The sequence below is a fragment of the Stappia sp. G46H5W genome, from assembly GCF_058448995.1.
On the sequence record NZ_JBZFLL010000005.1, the window covers coordinates 136,182 to 162,741 of the forward strand.

The following is a 26,560-nucleotide window of genomic DNA, read 5'->3' on the forward strand; positions in this document are numbered from 1 at the left end:
ATGCAAGGTCGCCCCGGGAGGTCACATGACGAAGATCTTCGAAACGCCGCTCTACCCTTATGTCCGCTGCCGCGATCAGGACGCCGCCGAGCCGACGCGCCATCCGGTGGTGGTGATCGGCGCGGGGCCGGTCGGCCTGGCACTGGCCATCGACCTTGCCCAGCAGGGTGTTGCCGTCACCGTGCTCGACGAGAACGACAAGGTGAGCTGGGGCTCGCGGGCGATCTGCTTCGCCAAGCGGCCGCTGGAGATCCTCGACCGGCTCGGCTGCGGCCAGAAGATGGTCGACAAGGGCGTCGTGTGGAACCTCGGCAAGGTCTTCTTCGACGAGCGCAAGGTCTACGACTTCAACCTGCTGCCCGAGGACGGGCACAAGCGGCCGGCCTTCATCAACCTGCAGCAGTATTATCTCGAGCAGTATCTGGTCGAGCGGGCGCTGGAAATCGGCCGCGACACGGGGCTTCTGGAGCTGCGTGGCGGCAACAAGGTGAGCGCGGTCGCGCAGCTTGCCGATGGCGTCGAGCTTACCGTGGAAACGCCCGAGGGGCCGTACCGGCTGATCGCCGACTGGCTGGTCGCCTGCGACGGTGCCGGCTCGCCGACCCGCGCCATGCTGGATCTCGACTTCCGCGGCCGGGTGTTCGAGGACAACTTCCTGATCGCCGACGTCGTCATGAAGGCGGACTTTCCCACCGAACGCTGGTTCTGGTTCGATCCGCCGTTCAACCGCGGCCAGTCGGCGCTGCTGCACCGGCAGCCGGACGACGTCTGGCGCATCGACCTGCAGCTCGGCTGGAACATCGACCGCGAGGCGGAAAAGCAGCCGGAGCGCATCGCGCCGAAGCTGAAGGCGATGCTGGGCGAGGATATCGAGTACGAGCTGGAATGGGTGTCGATCTACACGTTCCAGTGCCGGCGGATGGAGAAGTTCCGCCACGGCCGGGTGATCTTCGCCGGCGACAGCGCGCATCAGGTTTCGCCCTTCGGCGCGCGGGGTGCCAATTCCGGCCTGCAGGACACGGATAACCTGGCCTGGAAGCTGAAGCTCGTGGTCGAGGGCACCGCGCCCGAGGCCCTGCTCGACAGTTACGATGCCGAGCGTGTCTTCGCCGCGGACGAGAACATCCTGAACTCGTCGCGCTCGACCGACTTCATCACGCCGAAAAGCCACGCAAGCCGGGTGTTCCGCGACGCGGTGCTGGAGCTGGCCGAGCATCACGCCTTCGCGCGGCCGCTGGTCAATTCCGGCCGCCTGTCGCTGCCGGCGACCTATGACGGCTCGCCGCTCAATGGCCCGAACTGCGCCGCGATGCCGGCCCGCACCCGGCCGGGCGCACCGGCGAGCGACGCACCGGTTGCCGGCGGATGGCTGATCGACCGGCTCGGCGACCGCTTCCAGCTGGTGACCATCGACGTGGAGGCACCTGGCACGCTCACGGTCGACGGCATCCCGGTCGAACGGGTGGCACTGTCGGCCGCCGACGATCCGACCGGCGCGCTGGCCGCGCGCTATCTCGGCGAGGCGAAGAGCGCCGTCTACCTGATGCGGCCCGACCAGCATGTGGCGGCCCGCTGGGAGACGTTCGATGCCGGCGAGGTGACGCGGGCATTGCGGATCGCCACCGCCAGAGACGGAAAGTAAGCCGGGGATTGAGGCCGGAACCGGCCGGAACTCAAGGAAACTCGAGATGAGCGAAACCACCAAGGAGACGGGCCTGCGACTTGGCCCCAACCTTCCCGATCCCGACGGCTTCTATGCCGAGCTGCTCGCACTGCACGAGGGGCTGTCGCGCGAGGACAGCGAGGCGCTGAACGCCCGGCTGGTGCTGGTGCTGGCCAACCATATCGGCGACCGGGACGTGCTGCGCGCAGCCTTTGCCGCCGCCAGACTGCAAGGCGCATCAAGCGCTTGATCCTTTCCGCAGCGGCCTGCGGCTGAGGGGCCCGTGGCTGCTGCGACCCTGCCGAACGCGGACGGGGCGTTCCGTTTCAACGATGAAAACGGGAGTGCCCGCAATGACTGTCCAACCGGACCTGAAGATCGACCGGATCCACCACGTCGCCTATCGCTGCAAGGACGCGAAGGAGACCGTGAACTGGTATGTCGACAACCTGAACATGGGCTTCGTGCTGGCCATCGCCGAGGACAAGGTGCCCTCGACCCATGAGCCGGACCCCTACATGCACGTCTTTCTCGACGCCGGCGCAGGCAACGTACTCGCCTTCTTCGAGCTTCCCACCAAGCCGGAAATGGGCCGGGACCCGAACACCCCGGTCTGGGTGCAGCACATCGCCTTCAAGGTGAAGGACCGCGACACGCTGGTCGCCTACAAGGAGCGGCTGGAGAAGAACGGCATCGAGGTGCTCGGCGTCACCGATCACTCGATCTTCCATTCGATCTATTTCTTCGATCCGAACGGCCACCGTATCGAGCTGGCATGCCCGGATCCGGCCGAGGAAGAGATGCTGCAGAAGCTCGACGCGGTGAAGTGGGAGATGCTCGAGGAGTGGTCGAAGACCAAGCGGGCGCCCCAGCATGCCGCCTGGCTGCATGCCAAGGAACTCGGCAAGGCCTGAGGATAACCCGTCTCTCGCCTTCGGATCGCCGCTCCGCGCGGCGATCCGGTTTGACGGGCGCACCGGCCGCCCTAACTGCTGGGTCTGGCGCAAGGTATCCCCCTTTCGCCAGACCGACAGCGGACCGGACGATGATCCACTTGCTCCCGTTTGCGACAGGCCACGCGAAAGGCCGGTTTCGCCGGCTTGTCCTCGCGCTCCTTGCCCTGCTGGTGCTGACCGGGCCCGCCATCGAGGCGGCGCGGGCGAGCGGCGAGGCGGAGGCCTGGGCGGCGCTCTCTTCGAACCGCGGTGCCATCGCCGTGATGCGGCACGCGCTCGCCCCCGGCACCGGCGACCCCGCCGGCTTCCGGCTCGGCGACTGCAGCACCCAGCGCAATCTCGACGACCGCGGCCGGGCGCAGGCCAGGGCCATCGGCGCCGCCTTTCGCGAACGCGGCATCGCGGTCGAACAGGTCCTGACCTCGCAGTGGTGCCGCGCGCGGGAGACGGCCGCGCTTCTCGGCCTCGGCGAACCGCAGGAACTGCCGGACCTCAACTCCTTCTTCGCCGACAGGCGCGAAGCGGAAAGCCAGACCCAGCGCCTTGCGGCCGCGATCCGTGCCCTGCCGCAAGGAACGGTCGCTGTCCTCGTGACCCACCAGGTCAACATCACGGCCCTGAGCGGCGTTTATCCCGCGTCCGGCGAGATCATCGTCGGCCGGCAGGAGGGCGAGTTGTTCACGGTGATCGGCCGCATTGCCCTTACCGCCCCGGGCGGGGGATCATGACGAGGAGAACCCAATGAGCTTGAGCACAATGACCCGGCGCGCCCTCACCGCCGCCCTTTGCCTCGGCGTTGCCGCAACCCTTGCTATCCCCGCTCTCGCCCATCACGGCTGGCGCTGGACGACGGGGAAGAACATCGAGCTGACCGGCGTGATCAGCGAGGCGCGGCTCGGCAACCCCCACGGCGTGCTGACGGTCGACGCGGAAGGCGAGAGCTGGCAGGTCGAGGTCGGGCAGCCGTGGCGCAACGAACGCGCCGGACTGAAGGACGGCGACCTGGCGCCCGGCGTCGAGGCGACCTTCATCGGCGAGCCCTCGGCGAATATCGAGGACCGCTTGATGAAGGCGGAGCGGATCAGCATCTCCGGACGCAGCTACGACCTCTATCCCGGCCGCGACTAGTTCGCCCCGATGCAGACGCTTGTAGACCTGCTGGCGGGGCTGCCGCTGGCCGAGTGGATGCGAGTCTCGCGCTGGGGCTATGCCGGTGTCAACACGCTGCATGTGATTGGCCTGTCGCTGCTTTTCGGCGCCATCGTACCGCTGGACCTGCGGCTCCTCGGGTTGTGGCGCGGCCGTGTTCCCCTGGCCGGGCTCGCCCGGGCACTGGTGCCGGTTGCTGCCGGCGGGCTGGCGCTCGCGCTGGTCACCGGCGCGCTGCTGTTTCTCTCGGCGCCCGCCGACTACGCCAGCGCGCCGCTGTTCCTCGCCAAGATCGGCCTCGTCCTGCTGGGAGCGGGCTCGGCCCTCGTCACCCACAGGGCGGCGGCAAAAGGTGCGGCGGATGGCGACATGGCCGACCGGCTGGCACAGCTTTCGTCGGCCCGGCTGCGGCTTGCCGGGGCGCTGTCGCTGATCCTGTGGACCGCTGCGCTGGTCTGCGGACGGATGCTCGCCTTCACCGGGGATTGATCCGGCCGGTCCCGAGCGGGCGGAGGCCGGAAATCCCCGCCGCCACGATGGACCGCTGCATGTGACAATTGCCTTGTGCCTTGCCGTCGTGACAAGGATGGTGCGTTGCACCGGCTTGGGGCAGGGGGACAGATGCAGGACGAGAAGAACGGCGCCCGCAAGGGCGGGCGAGGCCGCGCGGTCGGCCGGTGGCTGGGCGGGCTAGGCCTGCTGGTACTCATCGCGCTGGCGGCGGGCTGGTGGCTGACCCTGCCGGATCGGCCCGACGCCTTCTACACCCCGCCCGAAACCGTGCCCGCCGAACCGGGCATGCTCCTGCGCAGCGAAGCCTACGACACCGACATTCCGGCCGGGGCGAAGGGCTGGCGTATCCTCTATACCAGCCGCCTGGAAGACGGCTCGCCGACGGTCGCAAGCGCAATCGTCGTGCTGCCGGATATCCCCGCGCAAGGACCGCGACCGCTGATCGCCTGGGCGCACGGCACCACCGGCATCGCCCGGGGCTGCGCGCCCTCCATCTCGCCCGCCCCCTTCGGCGGCACGCCGGGCATGGACGAGGTGGTCAAGCGCGGCTGGGCGATGGTGGCGACCGACTATGCGGGCATGGGAACGCCGGGACATCACGCCTATCTGGTCGGGCAGGTCGCGGCCTATTCGGTGCTCGATTCCGTCAATGCCGCCAGACAGATGGCGGATTGGCAGCTCGGCGACCGCGTCGTCGTCTGGGGCCATTCCCAGGGCGGCCATGCAGCGCTGTGGACCGGCATGCGGGCCGGCACGGACGCGCCGGACCTGAAGATCGCCGGGGTCGCCGCGATGGCGCCGGCGACCGAGCTTGCCGCCATGATCGGCTACGGCGCCCGCAGCAGCTTCGGCGAGATCATCACGGCCTATCTCTACACCGCCTATCACCGGCTCTACCCGGAGATTGGCGAGGCCTATATCAGCCGCTTCCACGCGATGGTGGCCAAGGACATATCCCGCCGCTGCATCCTCGACTGGCGCACCGCCTGGTCGCTCGCCCTGACCCGGCTGCTGCCCGATCAGGGGCTGTTCCTGCAACCGATTTCAGACGGCCCGTTCGGGGAGCGGCTGGCGCAGAACGACCCGAACGGGGCCATCGACGCGCCGGTGCTGCTGGCGCAGGGTCTGGCCGACGAGGTGATCGATCCGAGGCTGCAGGATGGCTATGTCGCGCGGCGCTGCGCCGCCGGCCAGGCGATCGACTACCGGGAATATCCTGGGCTCACCCATGTCAGCCTGGTCGAACCGGGCTCGGCGCTGACGCCGCAACTGCTGGCCTGGACCGAGGACCGCTTTGCCGGAAAACCGGCGTCAAACACTTGTTCCAAAAGATAAAATCCGTTCGGGAATTTTCGAGACGGATTTTGCGAAATTCCGTCTCAATTTCCCGAAAACTTGCGAGCGCCGTCGCAATCCCGCCGATCAGCCGGCGGCGGCGACCTTCACGGGGCGCACGCGTGCCGGGAGCGGCGGCAGGATCGCCGCCTTGAGCTCCAGCGAGGCGGGATGGCGGAGCTCGGCCAAAGCACTTGTCCCCGTCTCCTCGACGACTTGTCCCCGCTGCATGACGATGGTGCGGTCGGCGAAACGCTCAACCAGCCGCAGGTCGTGGGTGACGAAGAGGCAGGCGATGCCGGAGGCCTGCTGAAGCCGCTTGAGCAGCGCCAGCGTCGCGGCCTGAAGGTGCAGGTCGAGATTGGAGACCGCCTCGTCGAGGACGACGAGGGCCGGCTCTGGGGCGAGGGCGCGGGCGATGCACACGCGTTGGAGCTGGCCGCCGCTGACCTGCGAGGGCAGCATGGAGGCAAGCGAGGCCGGAAGCTCGACCATTTCGAGCAGTTCGTCGACCCGTCGGGCGCGGGCCGGAGCATCGAGCGAGGTCAGATAACGCAACGGCTCGGCGATGATCGAGCGGATATCGAAGCGGGGATTGACCGCGCCAGGTGCGTCCTGGAACACCATCTGCACCTCGCGGCGGAACCGGCGCAGGCCGGCCCGGTCGAGACGGTCCAGCGGCGTGCCGCGAAAGGCGACGGTGCCGCCGTCGGGCCGCTCCAGCCCGCAGAGCAGGCGCGCCAGCGTGCTCTTGCCGCAGCCGCTGCGGCCGAGCAGGGCGACGGTCTCGCCGGCTGCGACTGAAAGCGAGACGCCGTCCAGCGCCGTGCGCGCGGCGCCCGTCCCGACCAGCGAGACACTGCGATAGATCCGGGACACGCCATCGGCGCGGATCAGCGTCATGGGGCAAGCTCCAGTCCGTAAAGGGCAAGATGCGCCGCAACCAGCATCCGGGTGACCGGATGGCGCGGCGCCTGAAACACCTCCTCGACCGGCGCGCATTCGACCAGGCGGCCCTGATCGAGCACCGCGACATCGTCGGCGAGGCGGGCGACGACGCCCATGTCGTGGGTGACGAGCAGGACGCCGAGGCCGCGCGCGGCAACCAGACGCTCCAGAAGCTCGAGGATGCGCATCTGCACCACGAGGTCGAGATCGGTGGTCGGCTCGTCGGCGAAGAGGAACGGCGCGTCGGCGAGGAGCGCCAGCGCGATCATCATCCGCTGCAGCATACCGCCGCTCATCTCGAAGGCATGCAGCGGCAGGATGCGGGCGGGCTCGTCGAGCCCGGCCTCGGCCATCGCCGCCGCAATGCGGGCTTCGCCATCGGGCCCGGAAAGGCCCAGCGCGGCAAGCGTCTCCAGCGCATGATCACGCATGGTGCGCACCGGATTGAAGGCGCTGCGCGGGTTCTGCAGGATCGTCGCGACCTGCCGGCCGCGAAGAGCGGCGGGCGCGCACTCGGCACCATCGAGACGGACGCGGCCGGACAGCGCCCTGGTGCCGGGCGGCAAGGTGCCGAGCGCGGCCATGCAGGTCATCGACTTGCCCGAGCCGCTGGCGCCGACCAGCGCCAGGACGCGGCCGCGCCGGACCTCCAGCGTCAGGTCGCGGACCAGGACCGCGCCGTCGGCACCGGAGCCGGAACCGGCGGCGACCGTCAGCCCCTCAATGGAGAGGAGGCCGGATGCGGATGAGGGTGTGGGGGCGAGATTCAGTGACAATGGTCCGCCCTCAGATGCGGGTCGAGACGGTCGCGCAGCGCATCGCCCAGGATGTTGAACGCCATCACCGAGACGAAGAGGGCGAGGCCCGGCCAGAAGATCAGCATCGGCGCGGTCCAGACGAACTGGCGCGCATCACCGATCATCACGCCCCATTCGGCGGTCGGCGGCGCGACGCCGAGGCCGAGGAAGGAGAGGCCGGAGACATGCAGCATCATGTGGCCGATATCGAGCGTGGCGAGCACCAGGAGCTGCGACAAGGTGGCGGGCAGGAGGTGCGCGGCGAAGATGCGCAGCCGGCTGGCCCCGGCAAGGCGGGCGGCCAGCAGGTAGTCGCGATGACGCAGCGACAGGACGATGCCGCGAACGATGCGCGCATACCAGGCCCAGTGCGACAGGGCGATGGCGATGACCACGTTGACGAGGCCGGTGCCGAGCATGCCGATCATGAACAGCGCCAGCACCAGGGTGGGGAAGGTGAGGAACACGTCGGTGACGCGCATGATCAGCTGGTCGATGCGCCCGCCGATGAAGCCGGAGGCGCCGCCGACCACGATGCCGAGCACGAGAATGAGCGCCAGCGTCAGCGCGACGACGCCGAGCGACACGCGCACGCCGGCGATCAGCCGCGAGAGGATGTCGCGGCCGAGATGATCGGTGCCGAGCCAGTGGGCGGCATCGGCGCCCTGCAGGCGCTGGGTCAGGTCGATCGCATCCGGATCGTGCGGCGAGATCCAGGGACCGGCCACCGCCGCGACCAGCAGCAGGACGACGACGGCGAGGGCGATGCGCACCGGCCAGCGGCCCGAGAAGGGCGCGGCCAGCCGGGAGAGAAGCCGGCGGGAAGGGCGCGCTGAGGGGCCAGGGGACGGGGCAGAGAGCGGCAGGTCGGTCATTCCACCCCCTCCGCCGACAGGCGGATGCGCGGGTCGGCGAGCGCATAGACGATGTCGACCACGAGATTGCACAGCATGAAGATGGCGACCATGGCCAGGGTGAAGCACTGGATCACCGGATAGTCGCGGTTGAGGATCGCCGAGACGGCGTAGCGGCCGACGCCCGGCCAGCCGAAGATGCTTTCGATGATCAGGGTGCCGCCGATCATCTCGCCGACATGCATGCCCATGGCGGTGATGACGGGCAGCCAGGCATTGCGCAGCACATGGGCGCGCTCGACCCGCCGCTCGGGCAGGCCGCGCAGCCGGGCGTAGCGCACATGCGGCTGGCCGGCGGCTTCCAGCATGCTGGCGCGCAGCAGCCGGGCATTGATGGCGAGCGACATGAACGAGATGGCGAGCGCCGGCATCACCAGATGGGCAAGCCCGCCGCGCCCCATCGCCGGCAGCCAGCCGAGATGGACCGAGAACAGCAGCACCAGGAGGAAACCGAGCCAGAAATTCGGCATCGACACGCCGACGAAGGCGATGAGCCGCACCAGGTGGTCCGGCCAGCGCTCGCGGTAGCGGGCCGCCCAGATGCCGAGCGGCACCGACAGGGCGATGGTGAGCGCCAGCGCGACACCGGCCAGCTGCAGCGTTGCCGGCAGGAAGTGCAGCAGGTCGGGCAGAACCGGGCGCTGGGTGGCATAGGAGGTTCCGAAATCGAGCCGCACAGCCTTGCCGAGCCAGTCGAGATACTGGGTCATGATCGGCCGGTCGAGGCCGAGCATCATGCGCGCATCCTCCAGCGCCTGCGGCGTCGGCGGCACCTTGGACAGGCGCAGATAGTCCATCGCCGGATCGCTCGGCCCCAGCCGCAGCATCAGGAAGATGACCAGCGAGGCGCCGAGCAGCATCGGCACCAGAAGGAGGACGCGGCGGAGAATGAAACCGGCCATCGGATCAGTCCGCCGCCGGGATCAGGCGGTCGAAGGGGATCTCGCTCGACATGGCGCCGAAGGGCACCGGGCCGACCGAGCGGCGCGCCACCGCGATGGCGGTGACATAGGTCAGCGGCAGGTAGACCGCCTGATCGTGCAGGCGGGTGAGGAGATCGCGGTAGATCTGCTGGCGCGCCGTCTCGTCGGTGCTGACCAGCGCCCGGCCGATCATCGCGTCGATCTCCGCCTTGTCGGCAAGGCCGAGCTGGGCCTGGTAATCGGCATGAGAGGGCAGGCGCATGGAGCTGACGAAGGCGTGCGGATCGTAGGGCGCGCCCCAGGTACGGTTGAAGATCATGCCGAAGCGGCCGTCGCGCTGGCGGGCGTAGATGCTGCTCTCCTCCTCGCCGGTGAGCAGGACCTCGATGCCGACGCGGCGCAGATCGGCCTGGATGATCTCGGCCATCGACTTGGCCACCGCATCCGTGCCGACGAAGCAGAGCTCGATGCTGAGCCGCGCGCCGTCCTTCTCGCGAATGCCGCCGTCGGTCGCCGCCGTCCAGCCGGCCTCTTCCAGCAGGCGCCGCGCCTCGTCGAGGTCGTACGCGTAGGGCGCTAGGCCGATATCGGCATAGGGCACATTGGGCGCGAACAGGGTGTCGGCGCGGCGCTGGGTGCCGTAGAGCACGGTCGCGATCATCGTGTCCTTGTCGACCGCGTGGTTGATCGCCCGGCGCACGGCAAGATCGCGCGTCGCCCCGCGATTGGTGTTGAGCGCCAGGACCCGGCTTTCCAGCGGTTCCGACAGGGCGGCGGTGATGCCGGCCGCCTCGCCCATGGAACGAAAACGCTCGAACGTGTCGGGCGAGATCGGCCCGTCGCTGCCGTAGATCAGGTCGATCTCGCCGGTCTCGAAGGCGATGGCGCGGGTGTTGGGATCGGGGATGACCTTGACGGTGACCGAGGCATAGGCGGGCTTTTCGCCCCAATAGGCCTCGTTGCGGGTGAAGACGTCGCGCTCGCCGAGCGAGGTCTCGGCGAGCATCCAGGGGCCGGTGCCGACGGGAGCGGTGATGCCGTCCTTCGTGCCGCCCGCGACGAACTGCGAGGGCGCGATGAAGCGGAAGGGGCGGGGCAGCGCCAGTTCCTGCAGCACCGGGTAATAGGCGTCCTTGAGGGTGAGCCGCAAAAGATGCGGACCGGCAACCTCGGCCGAGACGATCTGATTGGCGAGCTCCAGCCAGGCATGGCGGGAGCGGTTGGCGAGGATGGCGTCGAAATTCGCCTTGGCGGCGGCGGCATCGAAGGGCTCGCCGTTGGAAAAGGTCACGTCCTCGCGCAGCGCGAAAGTATAGACGCGCCCACCCTCCGACACGTCCCAGGAGGCCGCGAGCCAAGGCACGACGGTGCCGTCCGCGCGGTAGCGCACCAGGGGCTCGTAGACCATGTTCTGCGCGAACATCTGGTTCGGCGAATAGAGATGCGGATTGAGCGGGCCGACATTGAGCGGCCAGGAAAAGGCGAGGTCAAGCCCGTCCGCGGCAGCGGGCGCCGACGAGAAGGAAACTAGGCTCGAGGGGAGAATCAGGCAGGCAAGGAGAGCGGAGCGGGCAAGGACGCGCGCTGCGCCGCGGAAAACCTCGAACATCGGTCGCTTTCAGGGCAGGAGGATCACAGTATGAGTTATTTCAATAACATCATACTGCCCTGTGCGGTCAAGGCTTGACGGGGTCGCTCTCCGGCACATCACCATCGTGATGGGGATGATCGTGCCCGTGATGGTGCTCGTGATCGTGGTCATGCGTGTGCGGCTGGCCGCGCACCAGCAGCGTCTCGCCGGGGGCGGCGGGAAAGACATGCAGGCTGCCGTGGCGCACGCCGCGCTGGCTGGTCACGCTGTCGGCGAAGCGGCGCAAATCGCCCGCGGTGCCGGCCAGGATCGACACTTCCAGGCAGTTTTCGGCGCTGACATGCACATGGGTGGTGGCGACGGACAGCGCGTGATGGGCGTGGTGGTTGTCGGTCAGTCGGTTCGGCAGGTCGCGGATGCCGTGGTCGTAGACATAGGTAAGCGCGCCGTAGCAGGGGCGGTCGTTGTCCAGCTCCCCGTCCGGACCGATCGCCTCGCGGGCCAGCGCCTCGCGCGCCATGTCGCGGAAGATCTCAGACCGGCTGGCATAGCCGCGCTTCTCGCTGAGGGCATCGATCTGCCGCAACAAATCCCCGTCGACCGTGATCGTGATACGTTCCATGAAACCTTGTCCGTTCCGCCAAGCGGCGCGACCATAGCAGAAGCGAACGGGCGATGCTGCCCCGCGAAGGCGTCAGCAAACGACCTGTCTGCGACAGGTCTGCGACGCCGCGCGGCCTCGACGGACCCGCCGGCGCGCGCAATGATGCCGCCAGCCACGCGCAAGGGGGCCATGGCGGCCGGCCGCGCCAGCCAGGGGATAGAGTGTGGAGAGCAGTGCGAGCGACCGTTTCAAGACGGCGATCCTGATCCTTGCCGTCGCCGGACTGGCCGGCGGGCTCGTCCTATATGTCGCGGACCAGGGCGACATCGCCCGCATCGTCTGGTTCGCCGGCGTGGTGCCGGCGCTCGTCGCGCTGGTTGTCGAGATCGCGCGCAGCATCGGGCGCGGCGAGGTCGGCCTCGACATCGTCGCGGCGCTGTCGATGAGCGCGGCGCTCACCTTCGGCGAAACGCTGGCGGCGGCCGTCGTCGCGGTGATGTATTCGGGCGGCACCTTCCTGGAAAGCTTTGCCGAAGGGCGGGCGCGGCGCGAGATGCACGACCTGCTGTCGCGGGTGCCGCGCACGGCGACGCGCTATCGCGGCGGCGCGCTGGAGGATGTGCCGCTCAATGAGATCCAGCCCGGCGACCGGCTGCTGATCCGGCAGGGCGACGTGGTGCCGGTCGACGGCACGCTCGCTTCCGAAACTGCCTTCCTCGACACCTCGGCGCTGACCGGCGAATCCCTGCCGCAGCGCCTGTCGCAGGGCCATGAGGCGATGAGCGGGGCGACCAATGCGGGCGAGGCGTTCGACATGACCGCCGCCCGCCGCGCGGCGGAAAGCACCTATGCCGGCATCGTCCGGCTGGTGGAGGAGGCGCAGCGTTCCAAGGCGCCGATGTCGCGGCTCGCCGACCGCTGGTCGCTGGGCTTTCTGGCGGTGACGCTGGTCATTGCGCTCGGCGCCTGGTGGGCGACGGGCGACCCGATCCGCGCCGTCGCCGTGCTGGTGGTGGCAACACCCTGCCCGCTGATCCTCGCCGTGCCGGTGGCGCTGGTCGCCGGCCTGTCGCGGGCGGCGCATTTCGGCGTGCTGATCAAGGGCGCCGGGCCGCTGGAGACCATGGCGCGCATCCGCACGCTGATCCTCGACAAGACCGGCACGCTGACCGACGGGCGGCCGCAGATCGTCGCCATCGAGGCCGAGGACGGCCTGGGCGAAGCGGAGCTGCTGCGCCTTGCCGCCTCGCTGGACCAGGCCTCGAAACACCCGGTCGCCCAGGCCATCGTCGCCGCCGCGCGCGAGCGGGGCCTTGCGCTCGAAGTGCCCCTGCAGGTGGTGGAGCGGGCCGGCGAAGGGGTGATCGGACAGGTGGCCGGGCGCGCGGTCGTGGTCGGCGGCCACGGTTTCGTCGCGGGTGAAGTTGCAGGCGAGGGCGCGGGCAAGCCGCGCGGCGCGCTGCCCGACGCCGCCGCCGGGGCGGTGGTCGTCGCGGTGGCGGTGGACGGGCGGATGGCCGGGCATCTGGTGATGTCCGACCCCTTGCGCGAGGGCGTCGGCGCGATGCTGGACGGGCTGCGGCGCGGCGGCATCGAGCGGATCCTGCTGGCGACCGGCGACCGGGCGGACGTGGCCGAGCAGGTGACGGAAGGTCTCGGCCTCGACGGGCTGCGCGCCGGGCTGTCGCCCGACCAGAAGGTGCTGCTGGTCTTGAGCGAGCACAAGCACGGCCCGGTGATGATGGTGGGCGACGGCGTCAACGACGCGCCGGCGCTGGCGGCGGCCGATGTGGGCGTTGCCATGGGCGCGCGCGGGGCGGCGGCCTCGGCCGAGGCGGCGGATGTGGTGCTCTTGGTCGACCGGATCGAGAGGCTCGGCGCCGGGATGGAGATCGCCCGCGCCGCCCGGCGGATCGCGCTGGAAAGCGTCGTCGCCGGCATCGGCCTGTCGGTGCTGGGCATGATCGCCGCCGCCTTCGGCTACCTGACGCCGGTGCAGGGCGCCCTGCTGCAGGAGGCGATCGACGTCGCCGTGATCCTCAACGCCCTGCGGGCCCTTCGCATCCGGCCGGAGTGAGGGGGACAAGTTTGCAAACGGATTGAGAATACGGCACGAAGCAAAGATACTCTGAGTGTGAACATTTGTATCGAGAGTTTGCCTGAATGGAACCTAAGACCCTTTGGGGCATACACATGCCACGTGAAGTCGGCATGGCACCGATCGAAGACGGCTTCGTCGGGCTGGGTTGGCGTGAGGTAGGCAATGTCCTGGACCTCCCGAACAATCGCGAAGCGATAAAGGCAAAGCTCCTGGAGGCCTACCCGCGCGCCAAGAAAGGAGCCATTCCGGTTTGGGCGGGCGTTCTTTTCCGGTTTGCGCATGAAATCCAGCCCGGTGACGGAGTGATCTACCCGTCGAAGAACGACCGGACGATTAATCTGGGCATCGTAGAAGGCCCCTGCACTTTCCAGCCAAATGCACGCCTCGAAGCAACACTGCAGCGTCGAAGCGTGCGGTGGGTGGCGCACTTGTCACGCGCTGCATTTTCGCAGTCTGCTTTGCATGAAATCGGCTCGGCTTTAACGCTGTTCCAGGTCGCCAACAATGCCGACGAATTCCTCAGCGCATTTGCAGGCAATGTTGAAGAAGTTGCGGCGCTTGACGACGAAGGCGCGGAAACGGTTTCCGAACAAGTTGCCGAAAACACTGACGACTATGTGCTCAAGCGACTGAAGTCCGCGATCAACGACGAAGAATTTGAGCATTTTGTAGCCAGCCTGCTCGTGGCAATGGGATACCATGCGCGGGTGACGAGGAAGACAGGCGATGGCGGTGTGGATGTGATCGCTCACCGCGATGAGCTCGGCTTCGAACCACCGCTTATCAAGGTCCAGTGCAAACAGACGTTCAGCACGATTGGACGTCCGGACGTTCAAAAGCTCGACGGCGCTATCGCCCACGGCGAATTCGGAATGTTCGTCACTCTTGGCGGGTATTCCAACGAGGCACGGACGTATGAACAGATGAAGCCGAACCTGCGTTTGATCGATGGTCCTGAACTCGCAGACCTAATTTATCGCCACTACACCAAGTTCGCCCCTTCAACGCAGAGGATTATTCCGCTTCGTCGTATTTATGTGCCGGGCCCAATGGGAAATGATTGAAATATCTTCAAAATACTGATTGATCATTCTTCTAATTTTATTTTTGATCGATGCATCGCCCCCCAAAGAACAACCTTCCCTGAGAGAATGCCATTGCCTCGTAAATCGGGCCTACTTGGGTCCGGGGTCGAACTAGCACCTTTCCGCTGATCAAAGCGTAATTTCTGTACTCCTCGACAAACGCCAAGAACGGCTTCTGCAAAAATCACGAATTAAATTTTGGGGTATACTAAACCTATTTGCGGCCCCGCGCGGAGCGCGCAACACGATAGGGGCCACTTCATCCTCAGGAGTGGAGCCAAAATTTGACTGAAGGAGGAACTGGCGCACCCGACAGGATTCGAACCTGTGACCTCTGCCTTCGGAGCTGGTCTAAGGACCCATCCGAATTGCACGATAGGGCACGCCAGGACACTCTAAGCATCTGAAATATATTGCTTTTCAGAATCGGAGCTCCGAAGTCTCTATCCGAGAATACGCCTTGATTTCCGCCCGCGTGCTTGCGTGGTGCTTACTCGAAATCGGGGTTTCCGAGGGACGGGAGCATGACCAAACTGACCAAACGGTTTGTAGAAGCCGTCGAGCCGCAGAGCAAAGGCCACGTCGTCTGGGACGACGAATTTCCCGGCTTCGGTCTTCGCGTCTATCCCTCGGGCAAGCGCAGCTACATCGTCCAGTACCGGTCCCGTGGTCGCTCACGCCGCTACACGATCGGCCTCCATGGCGTATGGACGCCCGAGGCTGCACGCCGCGAAGCCAAGGCCCTGCTTGGACAGGTCGCCCATGGCGGCGATCCTGCTGAAGAGCGCGAGGAAGATCGCAAGGCGCTGACCATCAAGCAGCTCTGCGAGCAGTACATCGCCGACATGGAAGCCGGCCTCATCCTGGGAAAGGGCGGCCGGCCGAAGAAGGACACCACCATCGCCACCGATGTCGGCCGCATCCGCAGGCACATCATTCCCCTTCTCGGGACACGACGTGTGCGGGACATTACCAAGCCGGACATGAACAATCTGATGAAGGACATCATTGGCGGCAAGACGCGCGTGACCATGAAGACCGAAAAGCTCCGCGGCAAGGCCATTGTCCGCGGCGGCCGCGGCACCGCGATCCGGACGATGGGTCTGCTTGGCGGCATCTTTTCATACGCAGTCGAGGCTGGGGTGATCGAGCACAATCCCACGCATGGTCTCCGCAAACCGAAATACCAGGTTCGCGAGCGTCGCCTCAGCGAAGCTGAGTACCGTACTTTGGGAGACATCCTTCGTCAGGCTCAGCAAAGCGACCGCTACAGGATACATGCCGAGATCCTCAGGCTGATTACGCTGACCGGCTGCCGGCGCGGAGAAATCGTCAACCTCAAATGGAGCGAGGTCGATCTTGAAGGTAGCTGCCTGCGCTTAGTCGATAGCAAGGAAGGCTCCTCGGTTCGCCCTGTTGGCCTGCCAGTCGTAGAATATCTGGAGAAGGAACGACCGGGGAGAGCCGGCACCTATGTTTTTCCCGGCCAGGGGATCGATAACGCCGTCGGCAACTTCCCGCAGAGCTGGAAGAAACTGTTCAAGGACACGCCGCTCTGGGATGTGACGCCTCACGTACTGCGGCACAGTTTCGCGAGCATCGCGAACGATCTGGGTTTCACCGAGATCACGATCGCTGCGCTCATCGGGCATGCAAAGGGGTCGGTCACGAGCAAGTATGTCCACACGCTCGACTCAACGCTCATCATGGCCGTGGACACGGTGTCAGGTTACGTGAAGGCCCTGCTCGAAGGCGTCAAGTTCAGGCGAAACACCTACACTCTCGATCGACGGTCCCGGGAAAGTGCCATCGAGCAAATGCTTATAAGTTCAGGACCTGCGAGGTAGACAACAGGTTGTTCCAGCGTAGGATCGTCGCCCAAAAAGGTGTTGTCAGCGAATGGGAGCACGGCGGGAAGCGGCCAGAAGGCCTTCGCTTAATCCGCTCAAAGCCAAGGCTTTCAGTCAATCACAATCCCTTAGTACCGAGCCATTCGAACTCATGCGATGGCAGCCTCATAGTTGAAGGAGAAGACTTCCGCGAACTTTGGCGCCGCCAGAGTCGGCAGCGCTTCGTGTATGTTGTAGAGCTCGGTTTTACCGGTAATAGGTTCACCCTTTTGAAGCGGAAAGTTTCGCAGCGCGGGGAAGGGCTCCCTTTGAAGCCAATCAAACAGCCTGCAAAGGCCGTTGCTCATAGCAACAAGTCTAGCAACACGCTCGTCGTCTGCAAAAAAGTTCAATTGGTTGCAGTCCGCATAAAGGATCAGCACAACCTGGTCTTGGGGGCCTAAGAACGGAATGGCGAGGTAGGACACTGGAATCTTGCTGAGATCACCTTTTTCGGTGTCGCGAAGGTCGGTGTGGAGCGCCTCCACACTGTCGTAGTGGTGTGTGCGCCAGATCTTTCCCGAGCCATAAGCGGCCCCCATGATACGATCATTTACCGGAAAAAACCGGCCTACGGTACCATTGGCATTGACTCCGGATTCCTGAAGGTATGCGCAAACCTGCTGGAGATATCCATCTCCCTCACGACTCACTGCGCGATGCATCGTAATCCGAAGACCGGGAACATCGCCGTCTTCGCGGAGGTAGCCGTCCACGGCCGCCAAGAAAGGCAAAACAGCCAGTTGGGAGGCGGGCGGCACCGGTTCGGGGTGCTTATAGAGATTTTCCGCCATGGTGAGATCCTTTTCTAATCGATTCTTGAGCAGGGGTTCGGGAACACACCTGGCCGCCAAAGGCGTCTAGTCACCTGTTTCCGACTATCCTTCATTTCCGTCAGGCGAGTCTCCAAATCAGTATAATCCGCGATTATATCACGGAGATGCTGTAAGGTGTCTGCCCCGTAGCGGCAAAGCACGCGGTCGCGCGCAATGCCGTTTTTCGAGGCAAATTCGCTCGGCTCATCGAAACTCAGCGAGAACGCTCCACATCGATACAAGAGGAACGTCATCAGCCGATTCAGAACCGAACTCCGCCGACCAAATATTTCTGAGAATCGCGCAATCTTTCCATCTCTGCCAGCAATGTGCAGGACAACGGATGTGTCTTTGCGCACCCTGTTGGATATCTCCTGTTTCGCGCGGACGAGCCGGTTTTGATCGTATCCGGTGAGAAGCTCATATATGTTCGCGTCGTCACCAATCTTAGAGATGTCATTCCTGAAAACCTCCTCTAAGGGTTCAAGATCATCCCTAAACAGCTCGTACAGGATCGTATCCTGGCGATAACGTTCGACAGTCAGCCTACAAAGGTCGACTAAAGCGCCATCACCAAATCCAGAAATAAGATAGCGGTGGTGCGCTCCGTTGAGCGCCGGCTGTGCCAACTGATCATTTCGCCAATAAGATGACACAGGGAACTCATCGGCCCCACTTTCAAGGCCGAAGCCACTGGCTAGAACAATACAGTCGAACGTCGATGTGCCACCTTCGGGCTGATCCAAGTCGAAAAAGGATCCGGTTCTTTTCGATCGCGTGCCGACGTAGTCGATGGTTTTGTCACCGACGTTCAGCTTGAAATTGCGGAGTCCTAGGTAGACAGAGATACGGTCACCGTCCGCTGCGAAACCATCGCAAAACTGGCCGAACTCGTTCAAAATGGTCCGGGCGACGTCTGATGCCCTCCCTTCAGACCAGTTGAGCACAGGTAGAGACGCACCCGGCGCCCGACTCCCGAAATATGGCCAATCATAAATTCTGGGGTGTAGCCAACGCCCGTCAGCGCCTTGCTGAATCGGGCTCAAATCCCACAGTTTCTCAAAGATAGTGACTTTTGTAGTCGGCTCAAACAGAGATAGAAGGCACGCGGCCATCGTGAGACCACCAATGCCGCCACCGACTACAGCGATATTCTTGATCGGATAGCTTTTCCGTCGCTCCCACAATGCCCATGCAAGATTATGAGCGCGGACCTGTTGATTATAGACGGTGACGCCTCGCTCCAAGCTCCCCAAAAGGTAGCATCCATCGGCTAACCGGTACGCCGCTTCGATTTCGGATACTCGTGCTTGAACATCAACGGTCATATGTTGCCAGACCCGAATGTACTAACCAGTATGTTAATCTCGATTCAAAGCGGCTACTACCTCTCGTGACGGTCGCCGTGCGATCTCCTGTCATTCACCAATCTCCTCGCACGAACTTGTGAGCAAACGCTTTCTTATAGGCGCAGCACGCCCAACAACGGCTGCCAATGATGTGCGTGCAAACACGAAATTGCCGCGATCCAAGTGGAGAGACATCTACGAGTTCTTCCTTTTTCATTGTCGCGTAGAAGTTGGAAGCGCTGCGCTGCCGCCGCAATCGTCGCATTCAGCGAGATTGACGACAATGGGATGCAGGCTTGGGCAATACGCGTAGATATTCGCTCTCGCGGTACCTACCATTATCTGGATGGTATGAGTGTTCGCAGCGGGGGCGGAGCTCAAATTACAGCCCTACCCATTCAACAAAATCAGATCTGCGCTTATACACCTTCATGAGCGCATCTTTCACGACCGAGGGCCGCTTCGACACGTTGATGACCAGTGTATCCATCGCTCGGGTCAGTGGGATCATCGTCCATTGCGCGGCAAAAGCCGCCGCAAGATCATCCTTCGTTTCGAATAACCCCCCAAGATCCGGCGGCGATGCCAACCATTGTTGGTATTTGTAATCATAGAAATCATCAAAGGCGTAGTTGATCACGGTCCAACCTTCGAGACCGCGGCAGGAATCGTATTGCACGATCCGCAGAGCATCGCGTTCCGTTGGATAAATTTCCCGGACGTCAGACGATGATGCGTCCCAGACGGCGCCTCCGTTCTGACGGATAGTCCAGCCCGGAACCGAGTAGATATCTTCACCATCGCGGACCACCAACGATGGCGGAACGCAGGCAAGCAGATCGACGGGGTAGTTTCCGAGTTTCGCCGCCTCCCCGAATATCCGATCCAACAACGCAGTTTGACCGGCCATGTCACCCTCAACGATGATAACCCGTCCTCCATTGGCGTCTGGGTTTGGTTCGAGGTCCCAGTTCTGAAGGCCGAGGGAATCAGCACAATCGGCTACGAAATGCGCGAGATTGGCCTTCATTCTCAAGCACCGCCGCAACCGGCGCGGCCGCAACTTATCCCGTGCAAGCCCCGATGACCAATCCGCTACGGACGCCCGCACATACTGATCGACTCCGTCGGCCACAACAATGCGGTCCGGTTGATAGACTGCCCGCAGGATCTCGATTTCATTGGATGGCCAATCCTGCCCTTCATCGACGAAGATTGCGTCCCAGGCGAAATCATCGGCGTTGTCCTGGAGGACGCTCTCAAGGTCATCACGGGAAAGCGCTCCGTTACGAATATAGTCCAGGAGAGTTTCCTTGTGTTCCTCGTAACGCTCCAAAAAGCTATCGTACGTCTTGATGATGCCGAGTTCATGCACCAGACGGCCGACGAACGCATGCACCGTTTCAATCCGAATGCCACCCTTTTCGATCTGGTGAGGTACACCGAGCAGTGCCATCGTGCGTCTCATGTCGGCGACGAGTGCTTTGTTGTATGTCAGCACGAGCGACCGCATCCGATTACTGTCATAGGCACGATACGCCATCTGAAGAAGGATGACGGTCTTCCCAACGCCGCCCCTGCCACGGACTACAATTTGCTTATGTGTTAGGTCATCGAGCCAGGCCTCGGGCAGTGCAGCCTTAACAATGCGGTCCATGCGCCGCCGGTCGAGCGGCGTGGGCTCCATGGTTTGAAGCAAAGTGGTCTCCGGCGAGAAGATTGAAGCGAAGATCTCCTCCGAGCCAAAGCTGAGCGTTACTCGGCGGTTATTGTTCGCCGGAGACGACACCTGGCCCAAAATGTTCAGAATGCGTTCGAAGCTCGCATCGATGCCGAAACAGTTGTGCGGCCGTTTGGGTAGGTCGGGTTCACGCAGTCCGGAAAAGAAAATCAGATCCTGGAGATAAATCTTCGGCACACCGTTCCGCGCAAGGTACTTCTTGAGCTCGAATACCTGCTGCCGGGCCTTCTCGGTCACGCACTCCCAACCTCTGGGATACTTTACCGAAGCAACCTTGTCGTCGAATCTGACACCCGTCGCGTCGTGTGATTTGGCCTCAATGACAAGGGCGAAGTTGCGCACCGAAGCGCGCCGCGGAACGAAAGGCTCCCCCTCGCGGGGATAGAATTTGAACTCGATGCCAAACTCGCGTGGCTCGGAGAACTGCCCTACCACAAAAAGGTCGATGTCTTCGATCGGATGTCCGTAAAGCTTGAGCCCAACGAAGATCTTCACATGATCGTCGGGATGCTGGCTGAGGTCGGGCCATACGGCAAGCAGTTGCTTACGCAAATGCAGTGCTGCCTCGTGTTCCTTCCCTTCGCCGACGCCAACCAGTTCTATCATCTACTTCAACCGGTGATCTGCTGATAGATGGTGCGCGTTGCGGTTGGAAGGTTCCCCCGTATGACAAGTTCATTCTCGACAATGACCTGGTATTCAGTGCCGCTGTCGCGAAATTCAGCTATCGCCGGATCAGCGGGATGACCTGTCGTCAATGGCCCCGAAAGCGCAATGACGAACTTCCGCCCTTTGCATTCAGCTAGAATTGGAGCTGTGATTGATTTCCCATTCCCATATGTGATTTTTAGGCCAGCCTCGAATGTCGCCAACCCTTCGTCGCGCCGGAGGAGATCGTTCAGCAGCAAGGCTGTAGATCGCTTGAGGCGTTCAGCACTAAATCCGGGGTTCTGTCCTGTCAGCAGATATTCCAGCAGTTCAGCTCCGACATGCCTGTCGAGCAGGCGATGTTCGAATTTGTTCTTGAAGCTCCGCAAACAGCGGTAGCACGAACCGTCACAGTCTTCGGGGCAGGTTTTCAGCAAGTGGAGTGCGCGCTGAAACAGCTCAAGTCCCCGATCTGCAAACTGACTCGCAAAACCGGCGCCGCCAGGAAGCGTGTCATAGAGGAAGATCTCTGCTTCCAAACCGCTCTTGCCGGCCGGGGTAAGCGCCGGCCGATACTCGGCCATCAACTCGCCAGGCTCGATCTCCAGAATCTGGCAAGCCGCCTTCGCAAGTGCTTCGCTGACAGTTCGCAACGCGACATCCGTCGAATAGTGCCCCGGCTTCAGCTTGAGTGGCGCGGTCACCCGCATTGAGAACAGAGCAATGTCCGTGATGAAATCTGTCCCAAGCACTAGGTGGCGGGTCGGTCCGATTCCGTCACACATGAGCTTGTCGTCATCGTCCGGGAAAGGCTTGCGATGCGGCGCCGCCAGAATCGGCGAGGGTGTGTTGCTCGCTTCTATTCGCCCGCATTTGACACAGTAGTTATATCCCTCCTGCTGCGGGCCGGTATTCGACACCAAGAGATGCCGCCGGGTTTTCAGGCTACGAATGCGCTCGTTGGCTTCGGTCCAGCCCTCATCGTCTCCGGGCGTGCCCATCGTCAATTTTGCGCGCGTGGCATAGCTGGTTTCCGGGATCTCATCAGGCGACGTCATCTCTTCGACGCTCACCGGATGCGCGAAGCCCGGCGGCCGCATCCAGTAGCGAGCGGGACCAAATGTGCTTTCACCGCCGCAGGCCTCACAATCAGTCGTGTCGTTGCGGACGACTTCGCCCGTGTCGAACGTCCGGGCAAAACCACAATCGCTGCATTCCATGTAGAGACGCTTGTTCTCCCATGCCTGAGAGCGATCGTCCTTCATGACCGAGTAGATGGCACCTGACGTATAACATTTGCCCGAAATCCAGACCTGCTTGTCCGGAGCATATTGGGAAAGCGCGATCGGCAAGCCCTGAGAGGGCGCGAACTTCATGATGTGGCGATGCCTCGACGATCGATCGCGATCGAAAACATGAAATGTCGCAACATCGGTCGGAAACGCGTATCGGGGAAGCTTCCCGCAATAAAGAAGCCGGTCCAGCATCTTACCTGGACTGGACGCTTGCTGCGGCCGTTCTTCTCCCTCTTCGGCCGCGTCCTCATCGCCCCCGGCTTCATGGTCTCCATCTTCACTCTCATCCTCCTCGCCAGGACCAGGAGCGATGGCCTCATCCACAGCTTGAAGGCAATCATTGACGAACCCGCCGAGGAGAAAGGCCCGATCTTCGTCGGACAGTTGCTCCGGAATCCAGCCGGCTATGCGTGCGCGCAAGGTCTCCTCGTTGTCGGCAAGCCATGCGGCGAAGTCGTCCCGATTCAAAGGTGAATCCGCCTTTCGAAAGCCGGAAACGCTTCCCAGAACCGAAAACAGGTCGTGTGGCTGGTCCGGGTCGATGATCGGAAGACGATCCTGGTGATAGTTCTGCAAAAGGAACGCGCGGATGTGACGGCGCACGATCTCAGGGTTGTCCAATGTCAACTTCGGGTCGACGACATCTCCCCGGATCATCTCGTCGGGCCGGGAGAAATAGTGCTCATCGTGGCTGTCGGCGCTCCCGAACGCGACGACTGTGGCCACAGCGTTGCCGCGGCGGCCCGCGCGGCCTGCCCGCTGCTGATAGTTGGCTCGCCCGGGTGGCATGTTCCGCAGGGCCACGCCCGACAAGGCCCCGAGGTCAATACCGACTTCCATCGTCGTCGTGCTGGACAGAATGTCGATCGCGCTGGAACGCCCGCCCAGGCCGGTTCCGCTCAGCACGATATCCTGGAATAGGAGCTCATTCTCTTCCGCCTTGGAGAACACATCTTCGTTTTGCGGTGCGTTGAGCTGGGCGGTGTGCTCAGCGGCAATGAGTGCCATCGGCTGCCGCGGCGGGTCCTCAAGGGCCTGCGTAACCGGTTTCCGGTAAAAGCCTTTGCGCGCAAGGAAGACCCGGTCGGCGTCCGGATCAAGGGCAGAGACGGTATCACTTCTGCAGTCCAGACAGCATTCAATGCCCGGGATAGGACGATGGACCGACTTGCAACTCGAGCAATGCACCCACTCGCCATCAAATTGGAGCGAAAGCTCACTGCCATTCAGGCAACGATACCCACTCTCCACCGATTGTGTGAACCACTTGAGCAACTCCGGCGACCAGCTATCCCAAAAGACCTTCCTCGCGGCCTTATCCTCAATGACGGATTCGATCGCTTTGATCTTTGATTTCGGGTTTCGAGGCTTGACCCGAAATCCTTCTGACGGCGGGCGATTGATCCAGGCGCCTGGCATCTGCGCCAGCCTGAACCCGTTGTTGTTCCAACACCGCAGCCAGTAGCGCGCGAGCGCCAGTTTGACCTCATCGGTTTCAGCGACCCCGGGTATCGACGGTAGGCCCAGTATTTTCTTTGTGTGGCGATCGCTTTCTTTCAACGTTGCGAGCGCCAAGGGTTCCATTCCCCAAAACCTGTCGGTCAAGGTGGTCAGCATGCTGCTAAGCAGCGACTCCGGAGGGCGGTGTGCCCGAATTTCCAGCAGCAGGCTCAATAAGGTCGACGGATCATCCAGATCATCTTGGTGGACCGCCTCGTCTACAACTTCTTCAGCATCAAAGTTTTCTCCTCCCCTCATTTCCGGACGCAGGCGCACGTTCAGGCGTTTGGAGGCGAGCAACACACCAAAATATAAGTCGTCGAGGTTCAGGTGAGGGCGGACTGCATCCTGTTCCTTGAGCCAATTGAAGCCGCTGATGATCAGGGGGCGGAGAGAATCCCGTTCGGAATACATCTGTAGATTTGGCGCCAGACGAGCTGCCACCTGCCGGGAGTCCGAAAAAGCGAGCACTTTGCGGCCACGCAGCGGAGCAAACGGTGTAGCTTCCTGTGGCCCAGGGGGCTGAATTTGAATTTGTCGGGCTAGCAACGCCTGAAAGGGCTGGTCGCCCTTGGTCTGATGGTCCTGCACATAGCTTCGCCCAAAGCGCGCGGTCTTGCCGCAAACGGCGCACGGCGTGAACTGGCCGCGCGACTCGAAACTGGTATCGTTCTCATTCTCGTCGTCGGCCGTATCGGTGAGCCGGTCCTGCCGGATGAAGACCGTTCGCATGCGGGGTCCGGGGGAGAGCGGATTCAGTTGTCCTGTTTCCAGATCGTAGTCGGCAGGTTCCGCGCCATCGTCGTGCGCAGGCTGCTCGAGAAGCAAGTCGATAGGCAGCAACGGGCTTGTCTCGCCACTCGCCATGCGTAACTGCTCTCCCGGCTCGGACCAGAGAGCACGAGGTGAATCGACGTCGTCGGTATAAGCGCGAGCGTAAGCGGTTCCGCAGTTTCGGCAGGTGAACAGCTCAAGCACCCGAGCCCCGCAACCGCATTCTTCTGACGGTTGCGCGTACATCTTCCCGCAGATGCCATCACGTTGACTCTCCGAGAGCTCACTGCAGTCCGGGTCCATACAAACCCAAAGACCGGGCAGGCCCCGAAAGAAGTTATGTATGCGGCAAGGCAGCAGTCCGGGCAGGTTTGGCTCCGGCCTCGCAATGCTACCGAGCGCCATCAAGACAGTGACGGCTTCGTCGGCCATTTTGGACGGGACATCATCGGCAAACAGAAAGGTGCCAAGTTCGGCGATCGGCCGGGCTTCCTTCATCGTCGCGTTGATCAACGCGCACATCGGAGGAAACGATTTTAGCGCATCGAAGAGCCCGCGTTCTGTTGAATCCGCACCCGTGACGCATCGATAGTCGAGCAACGGCGTGAGTAATGCCAGCTTGGCATCGTCGGTATCCGCCTCGTAGAACGCATTCAGATCAATCCCGGATAGGGCTTCGGCGTCAGCCAAGGTTCCCTTCCCGGCACCTTCCTTGAGATCAAGCGTGCCTTCGATTGGAACGAAGGTATGAGCCGGGATGCCTGAGAGCTGCGATCCAAACGCCGGAGCGTATTCCGCATCTTTGAAACTGGCTGTCGCGCAGATGACGCTGAAACGTTCCTCGGGGACGCCGATCCGGTCGCGCAGCCGTCTTAGTAGCAATCCGACTTCCGCGCCGGCGGCGCCGCGATAGAGGTGCGCTTCGTCGAGCACCACCAGAAAGGTCTCATCCGGATTGTCAGCAAGCCACTCACGCGTCCTGTCAAAGATTGGCCGCTCAACCGGTCGCATGAGCATGTATTCGAGCATTGAATAGTTTGTGACGAGCAGGTCAGGCGGCGCGGCCTGGACTTCGTGTCGCGTCAGCAATTCGGAGTCGTCCGGTAGCGTAACCGCCCTGACGAAATCTCCCGTCTTCCGGTCTTGCCAGGCGCTGCCCTTTTGCCCGTACCAGGCTTCAAGGTCGGGCTTTGCCGGCCATTTGCCACGATCCTTCAAGGCGGTTAGCAATTCTACAGCCTGTGCCTTCTCATCCGCATCGTCGCTATCCGCACGCCGGAGAACATCGACGTAGAAGCTGTCGAAGGCTTGCAGTCGTGACGAATCCTTCTTCGACGTGCGAATGCCCGCATACGGGGTGCGGCTTGTATACCGGGCAAATCGAGGCGGGCGGCCGCACCACTCCTTGAACGTCCTGACAAGACGCGGATCGCCCAGCAATGCGCGAAGGCGTCCCAATTGGTCGTTCACGAGCGCATTCATCGGATACATGATCAGCGCCCGCATCGCCGGCTGCTCGGCGAAGACGCCAGGACGCGTCTGCGCCTCCTGCGCAAATTTGCCCAGGATCGGAAGAAGGAAGGATTCCGTCTTTCCCGAACCAGTCCCGGTCATAATGACCAGGTTTTTTCCGTCGATGAGATTGTGACGAAGCGATTCGGCCTGATGCTTGTAGGGAGGGTCGTAGATCAACCGGGGAAGGTCATCGCTCGGTGAACTCAATCGTGAAAAGAGCGTCTGCGCGGCCGGCGGCAGTCCAATCATTGAGCCGAATGTATCGCCCGTTTGGTATTTGGGCGTCGACTCAAGATAAGGGACGCGATGAATTACGCCGTCACGTTCAAGAAGGCGTTGCCGCTGCGCAATCAACGACGGGGCACTGATGTGGTAGGTCGCCTCGATGTAGTCACTCAGCGAGCCGTGCAGATTCTCTATGGTTTCTTTAATTGTCTGCATACTTATCCCCCTCC

At 63.0% G+C, this 26,560-nt stretch carries 20 protein-coding genes; 10 read left to right on the forward strand and 10 right to left on the reverse strand.

Translation table 11 applies throughout. The features are described from left to right. Positions 1 to 25 precede the first annotated feature (25 nt). The 7 genes from ACVJ6E_RS16230 to ACVJ6E_RS16260 all read left to right on the forward strand — a co-directional run bounded on the left by ACVJ6E_RS16230 (position 26) and on the right by ACVJ6E_RS16260 (position 5,616). Positions 26 to 1,642, forward strand: coding sequence for an FAD-dependent oxidoreductase (locus tag ACVJ6E_RS16230; RefSeq protein WP_120269864.1), 1,617 nt, complete (start codon positions 26 to 28; stop codon positions 1,640 to 1,642). Between the two features lie 46 nt (positions 1,643 to 1,688). Further along, a complete protein-coding gene (locus ACVJ6E_RS16235) occupies positions 1,689 to 1,913 on the forward strand; it encodes a DUF2783 domain-containing protein (protein ID WP_120269865.1) in 225 nt (74 codons plus the stop codon). A gap of 121 nt (positions 1,914 to 2,034) precedes the next feature. Then, entirely contained in the window at positions 2,035 to 2,577 is a 543-nt protein-coding gene (locus tag ACVJ6E_RS16240) for a VOC family protein (protein WP_120270199.1), read from the forward strand. Between the two features lie 131 nt (positions 2,578 to 2,708). Further along, positions 2,709 to 3,347: a histidine phosphatase family protein gene (locus ACVJ6E_RS16245; protein ID WP_120269866.1), complete on the forward strand. Its 639-nt coding sequence runs from the start codon at positions 2,709 to 2,711 to the stop codon at positions 3,345 to 3,347. Between the two features lie 13 nt (positions 3,348 to 3,360). Beyond that, a complete protein-coding gene (locus tag ACVJ6E_RS16250) occupies positions 3,361 to 3,747 on the forward strand; it encodes a DUF6152 family protein (protein ID WP_199681361.1) in 387 nt (128 codons plus the stop codon). A gap of 9 nt (positions 3,748 to 3,756) precedes the next feature. Further along, positions 3,757 to 4,257 (forward strand): hypothetical protein, encoded by a 501-nt coding sequence (locus ACVJ6E_RS16255; RefSeq protein ID WP_120269868.1) that lies wholly within the window; start codon positions 3,757 to 3,759, stop codon positions 4,255 to 4,257. A 132-nt stretch (positions 4,258 to 4,389) separates the two neighbouring features. Beyond that, complete coding sequence (locus ACVJ6E_RS16260; RefSeq protein WP_120269869.1) at positions 4,390 to 5,616, forward strand: lipase family protein; 1,227 nt, start codon at positions 4,390 to 4,392, stop codon at positions 5,614 to 5,616. An 87-nt stretch (positions 5,617 to 5,703) separates the two neighbouring features. On the opposite strand, the gene nikE is transcribed toward ACVJ6E_RS16260, so the two are convergent. The 6 genes from nikE to nikR all read right to left on the reverse strand — a co-directional run bounded on the left by nikE (position 5,704) and on the right by nikR (position 11,411). Continuing rightward, on the reverse strand, positions 5,704 to 6,519 hold the full coding sequence (gene nikE / locus ACVJ6E_RS16265) for a nickel import ATP-binding protein NikE (RefSeq protein WP_120269870.1): 816 nt from the start codon (positions 6,517 to 6,519) through the stop codon (positions 5,704 to 5,706). Beyond that, positions 6,516 to 7,334 (reverse strand): nickel import ATP-binding protein NikD, encoded by an 819-nt coding sequence (gene nikD / locus ACVJ6E_RS16270; RefSeq protein ID WP_491676504.1) that lies wholly within the window; start codon positions 7,332 to 7,334, stop codon positions 6,516 to 6,518. Before nikD ends, nikE begins: the two co-directional genes overlap by 4 nt. Then, positions 7,331 to 8,236: a nickel ABC transporter permease subunit NikC gene (gene nikC / locus ACVJ6E_RS16275; protein ID WP_120269871.1), complete on the reverse strand. Its 906-nt coding sequence runs from the start codon at positions 8,234 to 8,236 to the stop codon at positions 7,331 to 7,333. The genes nikD and nikC overlap by 4 nt, the downstream gene beginning before the upstream one ends. Further along, the gene (nikB, locus tag ACVJ6E_RS16280) at positions 8,233 to 9,177 is read right to left on the reverse strand and encodes a nickel ABC transporter permease subunit NikB (protein ID WP_120269872.1); all 945 of its coding nucleotides are present in this window, start codon (positions 9,175 to 9,177) and stop codon (positions 8,233 to 8,235) included. Before nikB ends, nikC begins: the two co-directional genes overlap by 4 nt. Before the next feature lie 4 nt (positions 9,178 to 9,181). Next, a complete protein-coding gene (nikA, locus tag ACVJ6E_RS16285; RefSeq protein ID WP_120269873.1) occupies positions 9,182 to 10,807 on the reverse strand; it encodes a nickel ABC transporter substrate-binding protein in 1,626 nt (541 codons plus the stop codon). Between the two features lie 67 nt (positions 10,808 to 10,874). Further along, a complete protein-coding gene (gene nikR, locus ACVJ6E_RS16290; protein WP_120269874.1) occupies positions 10,875 to 11,411 on the reverse strand; it encodes a nickel-responsive transcriptional regulator NikR in 537 nt (178 codons plus the stop codon). A 205-nt stretch (positions 11,412 to 11,616) separates the two neighbouring features. Between nikR and ACVJ6E_RS16295 the strand changes: the two genes are divergently transcribed. The 3 genes from ACVJ6E_RS16295 to ACVJ6E_RS16305 all read left to right on the forward strand — a co-directional run bounded on the left by ACVJ6E_RS16295 (position 11,617) and on the right by ACVJ6E_RS16305 (position 16,426). Continuing rightward, positions 11,617 to 13,470 carry a heavy metal translocating P-type ATPase gene (locus ACVJ6E_RS16295; protein WP_120269875.1) on the forward strand — a complete coding sequence of 618 codons (1,854 nt, stop codon included), beginning with the start codon at positions 11,617 to 11,619 and terminating at the stop codon, positions 13,468 to 13,470. A gap of 134 nt (positions 13,471 to 13,604) precedes the next feature. Next, entirely contained in the window at positions 13,605 to 14,558 is a 954-nt protein-coding gene (locus tag ACVJ6E_RS16300; protein ID WP_199681369.1) for a restriction endonuclease, read from the forward strand. 545 nt (positions 14,559 to 15,103) lie between these two features. After that, positions 15,104 to 16,426, forward strand: coding sequence for a site-specific integrase (locus ACVJ6E_RS16305; RefSeq protein WP_120269877.1), 1,323 nt, complete (start codon positions 15,104 to 15,106; stop codon positions 16,424 to 16,426). Between the two features lie 152 nt (positions 16,427 to 16,578). On the opposite strand, the gene ACVJ6E_RS16310 is transcribed toward ACVJ6E_RS16305, so the two are convergent. The 4 genes from ACVJ6E_RS16310 to ACVJ6E_RS16325 all read right to left on the reverse strand — a co-directional run bounded on the left by ACVJ6E_RS16310 (position 16,579) and on the right by ACVJ6E_RS16325 (position 26,546). Continuing rightward, positions 16,579 to 17,262, reverse strand: a complete 684-nt coding sequence (locus ACVJ6E_RS16310; RefSeq protein ID WP_147421893.1) for a hypothetical protein — start codon at positions 17,260 to 17,262, stop codon at positions 16,579 to 16,581. Between the two features lie 14 nt (positions 17,263 to 17,276). Then, complete coding sequence (locus ACVJ6E_RS16315; RefSeq protein ID WP_147421894.1) at positions 17,277 to 18,611, reverse strand: hypothetical protein; 1,335 nt, start codon at positions 18,609 to 18,611, stop codon at positions 17,277 to 17,279. Positions 18,612 to 19,014: 403 nt separating this feature from the next. Then, positions 19,015 to 20,979: an AAA family ATPase gene (locus ACVJ6E_RS16320; RefSeq protein ID WP_120269880.1), complete on the reverse strand. Its 1,965-nt coding sequence runs from the start codon at positions 20,977 to 20,979 to the stop codon at positions 19,015 to 19,017. Positions 20,980 to 20,984: 5 nt separating this feature from the next. Then, positions 20,985 to 26,546 (reverse strand): DEAD/DEAH box helicase, encoded by a 5,562-nt coding sequence (locus ACVJ6E_RS16325; RefSeq protein ID WP_120269881.1) that lies wholly within the window; start codon positions 26,544 to 26,546, stop codon positions 20,985 to 20,987. Between the last annotated feature and the right edge of the window lie 14 nt (positions 26,547 to 26,560).